The sequence below is a fragment of the uncultured Winogradskyella sp. genome (genome assembly GCF_947501905.1).
Lineage (GTDB): Bacteria > Bacteroidota > Bacteroidia > Flavobacteriales > Flavobacteriaceae > Winogradskyella.
This window is the reverse complement of the sequence record NZ_CANMXL010000003.1, coordinates 45,444-59,149: the sequence shown is the minus strand read 5'-3', so window position 1 is coordinate 59,149 and position 13,706 is coordinate 45,444. Positions and strand designations below refer to the sequence as shown.

Here is a 13,706-nt window from a genome sequence, read left to right as displayed (position 1 = left end):
TTATTCTAATATTGATTCCAATAGTTTATAAACTCTTGTTCTGTTATTTTAAATTTATTAAAATCATCTAAATCTAATTCTTGATCTCCAAGCCCACCATATTTATCTTGTGTTAAATCTTCATTGTATTTCAAAACTTTTCCGTTTTCATAAATTTCAATTTGTCTAACGGGCTTACCATGATTATCAGTTTCAAATAACCATATTGACTTACCCCAATCGTCAAAATCATCACCTCGAGTATCTTCCCAATTACGTTTATAATATTTCAAAATTATTATTTATTTGAATATTATTTTTTTAACATTTTATAACCTTCCTCAATATATAAGCTTATATCATCCGTAAAAGTTTTAGTCCCAATGTCTGGAGATTTTTGATGGCCTAAACGCACAATAATCACGTTGTCTTCTGGCTGTACAAAAACATATTGTCCTAAGTGTCCGCGCATCATAAAAAAGTCTTTGCCTAAGTGTTTTTTAAGCCACCAACCATAACCATATTGCGGGCTTTCTGGAAAGCGCGGCACGACAGATTTAGCGACAAAAGCAGAATCTAAAATCTGCTTTCCATTCCATTTCCCATGGTCTTTGTAGAGTTTTCCAAAGCGAGCAAAATCTTTTGCATTACTGGCAATACAGCAATAAGCTTTTACCAAATCGTGGTCGTCACTATCGACTTGCCAAAGCGTAGCATTTTCACTACCTAATGGTTCCCAAAAGCTTTCTTCAAAATAATCGTATAAGGGTTTACCTGTTGCTTTCTCTATAACCATAGCCAGCATTTGAGTATCACCACTGGCGTATTTAAAAGCTTGCCCTGGGTCAGTCTCCATTTTGAGGCCATTCATCACTTTAGCTAAATCGTCATCAAAATAAGCGCGAGTGGTAATTGATAATGGCGAATAATAGGCTTCGTCCCAATTGGTGCCAGATGCCATACTACTTAAATCACCAACCGTCATTTTTGCAGCCTTACCCTCGCAAAATGCAGGAAGGAAATCACAAACGGGTTGATTTAAACTCTTAATATGGCCTTGCATAATCGCTTTTCCCATTAAACCAGATACATAACTTTTTGCCATTGAAAAAGAGTTGGATTTAGAATCTTCGTTAAACCCATCATAATAATTTTCAAACCAAATACTATCGTTTTTAATAATTACATACGCGATGCTTCCCCAATCTGCATTGGCTTTTGATAAACGCTCCGTTTCGATTACTGAGTTATAGTCTACATGATTAGGCCAAGGTTGAGGGTTGCTGCTTTCTGTTATAGGCTGATTATCAAAATACTTGTAATCTTCAAGATAAGCTGTTGTATGGCCTCTAAAATATATAGTTCTTACCGCCTTTAATAAATAATCAGTATCTGTGATATAAAGTAATGCAATGACTAAGCCGAAGAATACAACTAGGAATTTGAATAGTTTTTTTAGGAATTTCATATTAAATATTTGCTGTCTTAAATATAATAAAGATTAAAACAAAGTTTGTTGTTTGTGTTCGCTCTCATGATTTATAAGCCATTGCTTTCTGTGTAATCCTCCTGCATACCCTGTTAAGCTACCATCACTTCCAATAACACGATGACAAGGTATAATTACCCAAAGAGGGTTTTTGCCATTAGCATTGGCAACAGCTCTTATCGCTTTTGGGTCACCAATTTTCTTTGATAATTCTAGATAAGAACAGGTTTTGCCAAACGGAATTTGCTGTAAGTACTGCCAAACTTTTTTTTGAAAATCGGTACCACTAGGGTTTAACTTTAAGTCAAAATCTTGTAGCTCTTCTCTAAAATAGGCCTTGAGTTGCGTAACACAATCCAATAAATCTTCAGGAATAAGTTCTGATAACTCTTCAGTTGTATCTCCTATTGAAACTTTAGATATACCATTAGCGTCACCAGTAATTTTGGCGTGACCTAATGGCGTCTCAATAGTGCAGCTTTGCATTAATCTTCTGTATTATCTTCTTCAATAATGCCCAAACGTTTGGCTCTTGTTTCCCAACTTTTTCGTGCTAGCATTTGAAGGTCAGAAACATTATCACTCTCATCCATAATTTCAAGCCCAAGAAGCGTTTCAATAACATCTTCCATAGTCACTAAACCACTTACTGAACCATATTCATCTACAACTAAAGCCATGTGGTTTCGACTTTCTACCAATTGCTCAAATAAGGTTGGAATTGGCAAACTTCGATTAATGATAATGATATCTCGTTTTAACTCAGACAAGAGTTTAGCACCATTTCCAAAGGCCATTTCTTTAAAAACATCATCTTTTAAAACTAACCCTGTAATATTATCGGACTCGTCCGTATAAACAGGGATTCTAGAAAACCGTATGTTAGAATTAGCATTAAAAAAGGCTTCAACAGTCATGGTTTCATTCTCAGTTTTCATAACTGTTCTAGGTGTCATGACATCTTTGGCTTGTACATCTTTAAAGTTGAGTAAGTTTTTGATGACTTTACTTTCATTTTCTTCAAAAACGCCTTCTTCATGTGCAATTTCAGTCATAGCCACAAAACCTTCACGGCTTAAAACACTACCGTGACCTTTACCGCCAATAAGTTTTGTTGTGAGTTGTAATAGCCATAAAACACCTGTCCATTTCAATGGAAATATTAAAACATTGAGGGCTTTTGTAGTAAAGTTTGCGAGTTGTTTCCAATATGTAGCACCAATGGTTTTTGGGATAATCTCTGAAGCGACTAATATTAAAATGGTCATAACTGTTGATACGACACCAACCATAACATCTTCGGTAAATTCAATACCTAAAACAGAACGTGTTTCAGTGCCATAAATTTCTGCATAAGCTACTTTAGCTTGCACACCAACTAAGATGGCGCCAACAGTATGCGCAATGGTATTTAAGGTTAATATAGCAATTAACGGACGGTCCACGTCTTTTTTTAACGCTTCTAAATCGGAAGCATAAGTTTTGCCTTCATTCTTTTTAAGATTAAGAAAAGTAGGAGTGATACTTAAGAGTACAGCTTCTAAAATGGAACATAAAAACGAAAAGAATATTGAAATAACTGCGTAAAAAACGAGTAAACCCATTAATTGTATATTGAATTAGTTACTGCTAATTTACGAAATGAAAGATTAAAAATAAATCAAAAGCCCATAACTCTTAATGTTATGGGCTTTTATGTTTTTTAAAGGAATTTTATTAATTCTTTTTGGCGCGTTCAGCAGCTTTTTTACTACGTTCTAAATCTCTTTGGGCACGCTCAAGGTCACGTTGTGCACGTTCCATATCGCGTTTAGCACGCTCTACTTTTTTGGCTTGTTCTTCTTCCTTACTAGAACCTGAGATATAATATTTTAAATCTTGCCCCATGTTTTTAAGCTTTGCTAAAAATTTATCCGAAGTTGATTCTAAATCTAAATAGATTCGAAGTTTTCCACTGGTTAATTTACATTCAAAAACCTCATCTCCGTTTTTACTTTCTGACCATAAATAAGTATTCCCGTTTACTTTCAAACCTTCTCGACCAAGCTTATCTAGTAAAATTTGCTTTACGCCTTGGTTTTTAGATTTGTGATAACTTGCTCTAAACTTGTATGTATCATCTGATTGCGAGATAGATACAGAGCTGTTAAGTGTCTCATCGTCGTCATTATCAATAGTTATGGAATAAGACGTGCCTGATGATGTTACAGATGGAGGCGTTGGAGGTTCTGGCGTTGTTTGTGCACTAAGACTTAATGTTGAAAATAAAGCCATAATAAACATTAAACAAACAGTTCTTTTTACATCTACTATTCTGATGCTTTGATTTACGTTTTTTGATTTTTTGAAATTCATAAATATTCGTTTTTAATTGATTATGATACGAATGTAGATGACAAAACCCGTGTAAAAAAGAAAATGCTAAACGTTAACCTAGCATTAACCAAGCACTTATGTTGTATTAACTTACTTTGAATTCTAGTCCAACATTTCTAATACTTTCTATAGAAATTGATGGGTCTTGTTTGAAGTATTTACGAAGTCTACTAATAAAGACATCCATGCTACGGCCAGAAAAGAAGTCGTCATTTTTCCAAACGGCTTTTAAAATATCTTCTCGTTTTAAAAGCTGATTTTTATGATTATATAAAAAGAGGATGAGTTCGCCTTCTTTTTGAGTGAGTTGTTTTTTATAGTCGTTACAGGTCAATTCTAATCTTTTGGTGTCAAGACTGTAATTACTAATCTTTATAGTTTCAGATTGCTGTAATTGTGTCGAAGCTTTTTCTGTACGTTTTAGAATATTTTGAAGGCGTAAAACAAGCTCATCAGCTTCAAAAGGTTTAACGATATAATCATCAGCTCCGAGTTTAAGACCTTTAATTTTATCTTCTTTGAGTTTACGAGCTGTTAAGAATATAAAAGGAATCTCAGGATTATAATCTATTACCTTTTCTGCCAACGTAAAGCCATCCATTTTTGGCATCATCACATCAAAGACACAAATATTATAGGTGTCTTTTTTGAGTAATTCCAAAGCTTCTTTACCATCTTTTGCCCAAGTAATGGAGTAGCCAGAGATTTCTAAATATTGTTTTAGAATATTTCCGAAATCCAAATCATCTTCAGCTAATAAAATACGTTTCATAAGACAAGATTTTTTAGTTAAAAGGAATGATTAAAATAAAAGTAGTGCCTTTGTCTTTTTTACTTTTAACGTTAATATCTCCATGATGTGCTTTTATAATTTGATTGGTATAATACAAACCAAGTCCAAGCCCTTTTACATTATGAATCTCTTTATTTCCAGCTCGGAAAAACTTCTCGAAGATTTGCTGTTGGTCTTTGTCAGAAATACCAATACCATTGTCTTTAATTTTGATTTTTAGAGCCTTATCTGCTGTTACTTGACAATCGATTACTAATACGTTACCAGAATATTTCACAGCATTTTCTAAAATATTGAGTAAGGCTGTAGTAAAGTAAAACTTATCGATGTTTATAGTTTTAGTTTTACCAGAGAACATCCTATTTACAGTAACATTTTCATCATTTAGAGATAACTCAAAATCATTTAAAAGGGTATTGATATAGTCTTCTATAACAACGCTTTCTTTAGTGAGTTTAATTTCTTGATAGCCTAAACTATTATTTAGAACTTGGTCAATAAGTTTTTGTAAGCGCTTATTTTGGCGCTCAATCGTATTTACAGTATTGTCAATAATCTCAGGTTGTTGTTTTACATTGTCTGTTTTTAGCATTTTGGTAGCTAAAGTCAATGTGGCTAAAGGTGTTTTTAGCTCGTGTGTAATATTATTGACAAAGTCGGTTTTAATATCCGCAATTTTCTTTTGTGTGATTAAACTTTTAATAGAGTAGTAGAGTAAGCCAATAACAATCGCAAAAATAAAAAGCGAGAGCAATAAAAGACCACGCATTCTATTAAATACAAGTGTTTTCCAGCCTTCGATATCCATGACATCGTTAGTGAGTAGTGTAATGTCAAAAGTTATATTTTTTTGTTTGCCATCAACCACACGGTCAGTGGTATAATCTGTTTGCCATAGTGTATTACTGACGTTAATAGCTTTATCTTTTTCGATAAAATCCCCGAGAATAATATTTCGAGGTGTCTTTTCATTATCAAAAATGGTATCATTTCTAGTAGAATCTTGAATGATAAAAGCCTTAATTTTTTTATGAAATTTTATGCCATATGGAATATTTTTCTTTAATAACTCTTCCTGATACTTTTCAGCATAAGGCACATTTATGGAGTCTATTGTATTTTCTAAGGTTCTAATAATATCTTCTTTTGATGCTTTACCAATCGTATAGTCTGCCATTTTATTAAGAAAGGCATCTTGCCAGATTTCGGCAATAGAATCTAGTGTGGGTGAATAATCATCAATTCTGGAAATTGAGCCTCGAGTTTCACTTATAAAAGCATCTTTTTTAAGTTTGTAAGTGTTATTAATTAAGTAGCCTTGAATAACGGATAATGCAATTAATCCAAGGATAGAGGTAATTATTAGCAGTTTGATTTTTATTTTCATAAGATTCTGTAAGTTAAAAATAAAACAGCGTTTACAGTTTTAAGCTTGATTGATTTTTTTGATTGATGATTGTCGTAAACGCTGTCCTTAAATTTCGAAACCATTATCTAAAGCGTCTTTTAATATTCCAGTTATAGGCTCTAGTTTTTTGATTTCTTTCTGTGATTTGATTGTTGTTTAAAGTTCTCATGATTAAATAATTTTTTTGATTGATGATGATACAAATCTAGAACAGGAATTTTAGAAACACGCATAAACAATTAAGGTTAACCTATCGTTAACCTTAAAACATTGGAAAAGTACTGTGTTTACTAAGAAATAAAGAGTTTGATTAAACTCTTGTTAACAAAGAAAATTATATCTAAGACATTAATTTAACCACATCTTTTGCGAAGTATGACGCTATAATATCAGCGCCAGCACGCTTAATGGAAGTAATTTGTTCTAGCATTACACTATCATGGTCTAACCAACCTTTTTCTGCGGCAGCTTTAAGCATGGCGTACTCTCCAGAAACTTGGTAAACGGCAATTGGGACATCAAAACTGTTTCTGATATCACGAACAATATCTAAGTAAGATAATCCTGGTTTTACCATAACAATATCTGCGCCTTCGTTAATATCCATTTCTGTTTCACGTATGGCTTCTTCACGATTGGCAAAATCCATTTGGTATGTTTTCTTATTCTTTGGTACATTTTGAATATCTACCGGAGCAGAATCCAAAGCATCTCTAAATGGTCCATAAAAAGCAGAAGCATATTTTGCAGAGTAACTCATGATACCAACATCTATTAAATTAGATTGGTCCAAAGCTTCACGAATACCTATAATGCGACCGTCCATCATATCACTTGGTGCAACAAAATCTGCACCAGCTTCGGCATGAGAGATACTCATTTCGGCTAAAACTTCAACGGTAGTATCGTTAATGATTTTTCCGCCTTCGATAATGCCGTCATGACCGTAAGAAGAAAATGGGTCAAGTGCTACATCTGTCATTACCAACATATCTGGGCAAACAGATTTAACTGTTTTAATGGCGTGTTGCATTAATCCATCTGGGTTTAGGGCTTCTGTACCTTTATTATCTTTAAGATTATCCGGCACTTTTACAAAGAGTAAAACGGACTTGAGACCTAAACTCCAAAGTAGTTTTATCTCGTCTTTTAGTAGATCTAAACTGTATCGATAATAGTTAGGCATCGACCCAATTTCTTCTTTAATGCCAGAGCCTTCAACTACAAAAAGCGGTACTAAAAAGTCGTTTGGTGAGATATAGGTTTCTCTTACTAAACTTCTAATGGCTTCGTTAGTTCTTAGTCTTCTATTTCTTCTAATTGGGAACATATCTTTTAAGTCATAAGTTGTAAGTGTAAAGTTATGAGTTTCTTACTCAAACTCTAAACCCAATCTACGGGGTTCTCTAATGTTTTAATTAAGTGTTCTTCTTCGCTGCCCGCTTCTGGATGATGGTCATAAACCCATTGTACATGTGGTGGTAAACTCATAAGAATACTTTCTATGCGTCCATTTGTTTTTAATCCAAATAATGTGCCTTTATCGTGCACAAGATTGAATTCTACATAACGTCCACGACGGATTTCTTGCCAGTTACGTTGTGCTTCGGTATAATCTAAATCTTTTCGTTTTTCTACAATTGGCACGTAAGCATCTAGGAAGCTGTCGCCAACTTCGGTCACAAAATTATACCAATCTTGCATTTGTATTGTTCCATCAGCTTTACAATAATCAAAGAATAAGCCACCAATACCCCGAGCTTCGTTTCTATGCGCGTTGTAAAAATACTCATCGCAGCGTGCTTTGTATTTTGGATAGAATTCAGGGTTATGTCTGTCGCAAGCAGTTTTACAAATCTGATGAAAATGTTTAGCATCTTCATCAAACAAATAATAAGGCGTTAAGTCTTGACCACCGCCAAACCATTGGTCTGCAATATTTCCTTCGGCGTCATACATTTCAAAATAGCGCCAATTGGCATGTACTGTTGGCACCATTGGATTTTTAGGATGCAAAACTAAACTCAACCCACATGCAAAAAAATTAGCGTCTGCAACTCCAAAATGTTGTCGCATAGTTTTAGGTAGCTCGCCATGAACAGCAGAAATATTGACACCACCTTTTTCGAAAACACGACCGTTTTCTATAACTCGTGTGCGTCCGCCACCGCCTTCAGGACGTTCCCATAAATCTTCTTGAAATCTTGCAATGCCATCAACAGTTTCAAGTTTTGAGGTGATTCGGTCTTGTAAAATTTGTATGTATCCGTAAAATTTATCTTTCATTATATAATTCAAACAACTCCATGTCTAAATGTTTTTCACCAGGAGGAGCATATTCTTCTTTAAGCGTTTTAATCCATTTAAAACCATTCTTTTCAGCAACTTTTATACTTCCAATATTGGTTTTATGAGATATGATTTGCAGTATATCTAAGCCCAAATTCTTAAAAGCATACTCTGATAGCACTTCAACAGATTGAGAGATTAAGCCTTTGTTTTCAAAATTATAACCTATGCAATAAGCAAATTCGCCTTGTTTTTTGTTCCAAGCAAGCTCTTTAATATAAATCAGGCCTGCAATCTGTCGTGTTTCAATATATTTTAAAGTGAATAGAAATTCATCTTTAGCCTCAAACGCTTTCACCTTTTTATCTACAAAATATTGAGATAATGTTGGGTTCAGATTTTGTTCTAAAGTTTTCGGAAAATACTTTTTAAACCGTTCTGCATTAGCAACACATAAGTCACAAATTTTCCAAGCATCTCCATTATGCACCGGGTTTATTTCAAAGCCATTGAATTGTGCGACCATTATCTGTTTTCTATTATTTCAAAAGGCTCAAAGCCAATGTGCTCACCTTCATCATCATCAAATAATAAATCAACAGCAATTATAGACGCTGAGGTAACGCTCAATGGTAATACTAGTATTACACCAATTACAGGTATAAATAATAAAAGTAAAAAGCCAATACCATTCCCTATGGCTAATCCGCGATGTTTTTTGATAAAAGCAATGCTCTCTTTATAAGTAAAATGGCGTTCTAGAGTATAATCCATATTAGAAACACCTGCGTAATACGCCTGAACTAAAAATAATAATGCTGTTGAAAATATATTAACAACAGGAATAAACTTTAAAAGCAAAATTGGTAAAGTGAAAATTAACTCTTTAGTAAGGTTTCTAAGTCCTATTCTTATACTTCTAGCTAGCTGTTTTGTAAATGTAACATTGGTATAATTTTCAGCAGGTTGTCCCGTAAAGTAAGATTCAATTTTTTCTGAAACAGGACTCATAAATGGCGAGGATAACGCCATAATAATGTGTTTGTATAGAATAAGACCAATAGCAAAAATAAAAATCCCAGCTATAAAGGTTGAAATAGCCGTGAAGGTATCTTTGCCGAACTCCCAAGTCCAAATGCTGGCAATCCATTCTCCGAGATTGTCTGAAAGGCCGTAAGCCGTAACAAAAATCAAAATAAAAACGACAAGACTTATAAGCATTGGTATAACGAAATACTTCCATAATTTCAACTTAGAAATTAAGTCATAAGCACCAGTATAAACCTGTAGTCCTTTGAGTATATTTTGAATCATCTTTTTAATTTTTGATTAATAGAACTTGTCTATTAAACAAGACGCATAAACAGATAATGTGTTACGCGAAAAGTTTCTACAATTTAAGACTTATATTCTTTTACCGCATCTATAAATGCTTTGGCATTATCAAGCGGGATATTTGGTAAAATACCATGACCTAAATTTACGATGTATTTATCTTTTCCAAAATCGTCAATCATTTGATGTACCATCTTTTTGATTTCTGCAGGCGGAGAAAACAATCGTGTTGGGTCAAAATTACCTTGTAATGTTATGTTTCCACCTGTTAAATAACGTGCATTTCTAGCGGAACATGTCCAATCTACACCTAGTGCAGAAGCACCAGATTTTGCCATGTCACCAAGAGCAAACCAGCAGCCTTTACCAAAAGCAATAACGGGTGTTTCGTCTTTTAAAGCATCAATGATTTGTTGAATGTATTGCCATGAAAATTCTTGATAATCTACTGGAGACAACATGCCGCCCCAAGAATCAAATACCTGAACAGCATTAACACCAGCTTTCACTTTTTCTTTTAAATAAGCGATAGTCGTATCTGTTATTTTTTGAAGTAAATTATGCGCTGCAATAGGATTTGTAAAACAAAATTCTTTGGCCTTATCAAAGTTTTTAGAACCTTGTCCTTGCACACAATAGCAAAGAATAGTCCATGGTGAACCAGCGAAACCTATTAAGGGAATTTCGTCGTTTAGTTTTTCTTTAGTAGCTTTTATCGCTTGGTAAACGTAATCTAATTCTACCGTCACATTAGGCACGATCACATTGTCGACATCTTTTTGAGAACGCACAGGATTAGGCAAATAAGGTCCAAAATTTGGCTTCATCTGTACCTCAATATTCATTGCTTGAGGAATCACTAAAATGTCACTAAACAAAATTGCAGCGTCCATACCATATCTTCGGATAGGTTGTACGGTAATTTCACTTGCCAATTCAGGAGTTTGGCAACGTGTAAAGAAATCGTACTTAGCCTTTATTTCCATGAATTCTGGTAAATAACGACCAGCTTGACGCATCATCCAAACTGGAGGGCGTTCTACAGTTTCTCCCTTTAATGCCCTTAAAAATAAATCGTTCTTAATCATATTCTAAACGTAGTATTCGTTTACTAATTCTATAACACTTTCAATCGTTGGCACTTTTGCAACCCTAACATCTTCGAAGTGTTTTTTTGCAATATTTGCTGTTGTTTCTCCAATACAGAATGCAATACCGTTTGCTTTATTTTGTTTTAAGAAACTATCAATTGTGGATGGACTATAAAACATAATACCATCGACACTATCCTCTAGTTTTACAGCGTCATATTTAGTTTGATAAGCTTCAACTTCGTTAACTGCAATATTATTTTCAGTTAGAATGTTTGGTAAATCATCCAAACGTAAATCACTACAGAAATAAGTAATTTCAGTACCATCTATATATTCTACCAAATATTCTGCTAGCTTTTTCGCATTTGGTGCCATGTGCGTGACTTTACCAATACGTTTTTCAATCATACGTTTAGTACGTCGACCCACACAATAGATATTTTTGAATTGTAATTCTATAGCAGAAAAGTTAGTTAATAAAGCTTCAACAGCATTCTGACTTGTGATTATTACATTCTGAATTTCGTTTCTAACAATTTTTTTTGGAATTCGGTTGAGGCTAATTTTTATAGCATCATTACTTTCAGAAACCACTTCGTTATGAAACAATAACTTTTGATCTTCTGTTAATGTTTTTGTCGAATAAATAGTCGTCTTTTTGTCGCTACGCTGTAATTGGTCAATTAGTGTTTTCCCACCTTTTCCTATAATATAATTAGCGCAGAATTCTGCAATTTCATGATGCTTACCTAATGGGACAACTTTAGCCACTTCAATTTTTCGAGAACCATCTTTACTTAAAAGAATACCTTTAAAATGAACTTCTTCATCTTTATTCACATAACAAATAGCACCGATTGGGGCAGTACAACCACCTTCAAGACGATTTAAAAATTCACGCTCAATAGTTGTGCCTATCTCAGTTTCAGGATGATTAATTTCCTTACATATTTCTCTTACTTCATCATCGTCTTCCAAAGCAGCAACCATAACTGCACCTTGTGCAGGAGCAGGAATCATCCAATGTAGGTTGATGGAGTTTTCAGGTGTTATGTTTAAACGACCCAAACCAGCACCAGCAAATATGGCACCATTCCAATCATTATTTTCTAATTTCTCGAGTCTAGAATTTACATTTCCTCTCAATCCAACAATAGTATGAGTTGGGTAGCGATTAAGCCATTGTGCGCGACGACGTAAGCTACCAGTAGCAATGACAGCATCTTTAGCAGAAAGGAACTCTTCGTTTTTTTTGAAAACAAGTGTATCATTTATGTTTCCACGTTTTAAGACTGCTGCTTGTACAATACCTTTTGGTAAAATAGTTGGCACATCTTTTAAAGAATGTACAGCTACATCAATATCGCCATTAAGCATAGCAATATCTAGAGTTTTTGTAAAAATCCCAGTGATACCTAGCTCGTATAAAGGTTTGTCTAAAACAATATCTCCTGTAGATTTTACAGGAACTAATACGGTTTTATGACCTAAATGTTCAAGTTGAGATTGAACAGTTTTTGCTTGCCACATAGCGAGCTGGCTGTCGCGTGTGCCAATGCGAATTATTCTAGACATTATCGGTAGTTTCTAACTGAAATATTTTTTTGATGAGTTCTAAACTCTCATCAGAAGAATTGTTATCCTCTCTTAAGTGATGTGCAAATTGATTGGTGATTTTCTGAATCAAGTTATTAGTAATCAATTCGGCTTGTTCTTCGTTAAAATCGTTAAGCTTTTTACGTTGTGTAGAGACTTCAGAATTTTTTAAATCCGTCAGTTTGTGTTTTATGGCTTGTATTGTAGGGACAAATTTTAAAGTGTCTAACCAAGCATTAAACTCTGTCATGATTTCTGAAATAATAGCTTCAGCTTTAGGTATATAAGCTTTTCGCTTTTCTAAAGTCTCGTCAGTAATCTTAGCTAAATCATCCAAGTGTACTAAAGTGACGTTGTCCAAATCCCTAACATTTTCATTGACGTTTTTTGGAATGGATAAATCCAAAATCAATAATGGATTGTCTGTTTGTATTAGTGACTTGTAAATTGTTGGGTCTTGTGCACCAGTAGCTACAATTACGATATCAGAAGTATTTACTTCTTCTTGTAGATTACCATAATCTTTAACCAAAAGATTGAACTTACCTGCAACAGCTTCAGCCTTATCTTTGGTTCTATTGATAAGCGTAATATGTGGATTTTTAGTATGCTTTACTAGATTTTCACAAGTGTTACGTCCTATTTTACCAGTGCCAAAAAGTAGAATATTTTTGTCCGAAATATTCTTAATGTTGTTCATAATATAATGAACAGAAGCAAATGAAACAGATGTTGCGCCAGAGGATAATTCTGTCTCCGTTTTAATTCGTTTACTTGCCTGAATAACTGCATTTAGTAAACGTTCGATATAAGAATTAAGTAATCCAGCGGCTTTTGATTGTCGAGCACCAGCCTTTAGTTGACCGATAATTTCAAAGTCACCAAGGATTTGGCTATCCAAACCAGAGCCTACTCTAAACATATGAGAGATGGCATCACTATTTTTATGTACGTACGCTACTTTTTGAAACTCTTCAACAGTCCCTTTTGTGTTTTCACACAATAAATGTATAAGTTGATATGGATGTTCCGCAAAACCGTATATCTCCGTACGATTACAAGTAGATACAAGTAATAGACTTTCTATACCATTTGTTTTGGCTTGTTCCAAAACAGCATTCTTGGCAGCATCACTTAAACTAAAGTGCCCACGAACCTCAGCATCAGCTTTTTTGTAGCTGAGTCCAATAGCATAAAAATGTGTATTCTTTTGTTGCATTCGCTGTTTTACCTGACTAGGAATTAACAGCACAAAAATATATTTGTTAATTGCATAAAAATAACGCTCAAAGAACTTAAAGTGTCGTTTCGGGTTTTTTAAGTTTATTTTTTATTAAAATATGATAA

At 34.0% G+C, this 13,706-nt stretch carries 14 protein-coding genes; all 14 read right to left on the bottom strand.

Features of this window, described 5'->3' with window-relative positions:
• Nucleotides 1-5: 5 nt before the first annotated feature.
• The 14 genes from Q0770_RS07135 to hemA all read right to left on the bottom strand — a co-directional run bounded on the left by Q0770_RS07135 (nt 6) and on the right by hemA (nt 13,578).
• The gene (locus Q0770_RS07135) at nt 6-272 is read right to left on the bottom strand and encodes a hypothetical protein (RefSeq protein WP_299115464.1); all 267 of its coding nucleotides are present in this window, start codon (nt 270-272) and stop codon (nt 6-8) included.
• A 20-nt stretch (nt 273-292) separates the two neighbouring features.
• Entirely contained in the window at nt 293-1,447 is a 1,155-nt protein-coding gene (locus Q0770_RS07130) for a serine hydrolase (protein ID WP_299115462.1), read from the bottom strand.
• 33 nt (nt 1,448-1,480) lie between these two features.
• Nucleotides 1,481-1,954, bottom strand: coding sequence for a methylated-DNA--[protein]-cysteine S-methyltransferase (locus Q0770_RS07125; protein ID WP_299115460.1), 474 nt, complete (start codon nt 1,952-1,954; stop codon nt 1,481-1,483).
• The gene (locus tag Q0770_RS07120) at nt 1,954-3,072 is read right to left on the bottom strand and encodes a CNNM domain-containing protein (RefSeq protein WP_299115459.1); all 1,119 of its coding nucleotides are present in this window, start codon (nt 3,070-3,072) and stop codon (nt 1,954-1,956) included. The genes Q0770_RS07125 and Q0770_RS07120 overlap by 1 nt, the downstream gene beginning before the upstream one ends.
• Nucleotides 3,073-3,184: 112 nt before the next feature.
• Complete coding sequence (locus tag Q0770_RS07115) at nt 3,185-3,823, bottom strand: hypothetical protein (RefSeq protein ID WP_299115457.1); 639 nt, start codon at nt 3,821-3,823, stop codon at nt 3,185-3,187.
• A 106-nt stretch (nt 3,824-3,929) separates the two neighbouring features.
• Nucleotides 3,930-4,616, bottom strand: a complete 687-nt coding sequence (locus Q0770_RS07110) for a response regulator transcription factor (protein ID WP_299115455.1) — start codon at nt 4,614-4,616, stop codon at nt 3,930-3,932.
• Between the two features lie 13 nt (nt 4,617-4,629).
• Nucleotides 4,630-6,024 (bottom strand): sensor histidine kinase KdpD, encoded by a 1,395-nt coding sequence (locus tag Q0770_RS07105; protein WP_299115454.1) that lies wholly within the window; start codon nt 6,022-6,024, stop codon nt 4,630-4,632.
• 361 nt (nt 6,025-6,385) lie between these two features.
• Nucleotides 6,386-7,375 carry a porphobilinogen synthase gene (gene hemB, locus Q0770_RS07100; protein WP_299115452.1) on the bottom strand — a complete coding sequence of 330 codons (990 nt, stop codon included), beginning with the start codon at nt 7,373-7,375 and terminating at the stop codon, nt 6,386-6,388.
• A gap of 53 nt (nt 7,376-7,428) precedes the next feature.
• Nucleotides 7,429-8,331 (bottom strand): oxygen-dependent coproporphyrinogen oxidase, encoded by a 903-nt coding sequence (hemF, locus tag Q0770_RS07095; protein ID WP_299115450.1) that lies wholly within the window; start codon nt 8,329-8,331, stop codon nt 7,429-7,431.
• On the bottom strand, nt 8,321-8,860 hold the full coding sequence (locus tag Q0770_RS07090; RefSeq protein WP_299115448.1) for a GNAT family N-acetyltransferase: 540 nt from the start codon (nt 8,858-8,860) through the stop codon (nt 8,321-8,323). The genes hemF and Q0770_RS07090 overlap by 11 nt, the downstream gene beginning before the upstream one ends.
• The gene (locus tag Q0770_RS07085) at nt 8,860-9,648 is read right to left on the bottom strand and encodes an EI24 domain-containing protein (protein WP_299115446.1); all 789 of its coding nucleotides are present in this window, start codon (nt 9,646-9,648) and stop codon (nt 8,860-8,862) included. Before Q0770_RS07085 ends, Q0770_RS07090 begins: the two co-directional genes overlap by 1 nt.
• Before the next feature lie 83 nt (nt 9,649-9,731).
• A complete protein-coding gene (hemE, locus tag Q0770_RS07080; protein WP_299115444.1) occupies nt 9,732-10,757 on the bottom strand; it encodes a uroporphyrinogen decarboxylase in 1,026 nt (341 codons plus the stop codon).
• 3 nt (nt 10,758-10,760) lie between these two features.
• On the bottom strand, nt 10,761-12,338 hold the full coding sequence (hemC, locus tag Q0770_RS07075; protein WP_299115442.1) for a hydroxymethylbilane synthase: 1,578 nt from the start codon (nt 12,336-12,338) through the stop codon (nt 10,761-10,763).
• On the bottom strand, nt 12,331-13,578 hold the full coding sequence (gene hemA, locus Q0770_RS07070) for a glutamyl-tRNA reductase (RefSeq protein ID WP_299115440.1): 1,248 nt from the start codon (nt 13,576-13,578) through the stop codon (nt 12,331-12,333). The genes hemC and hemA overlap by 8 nt, the downstream gene beginning before the upstream one ends.
• Nucleotides 13,579-13,706: the final 128 nt, after the last annotated feature.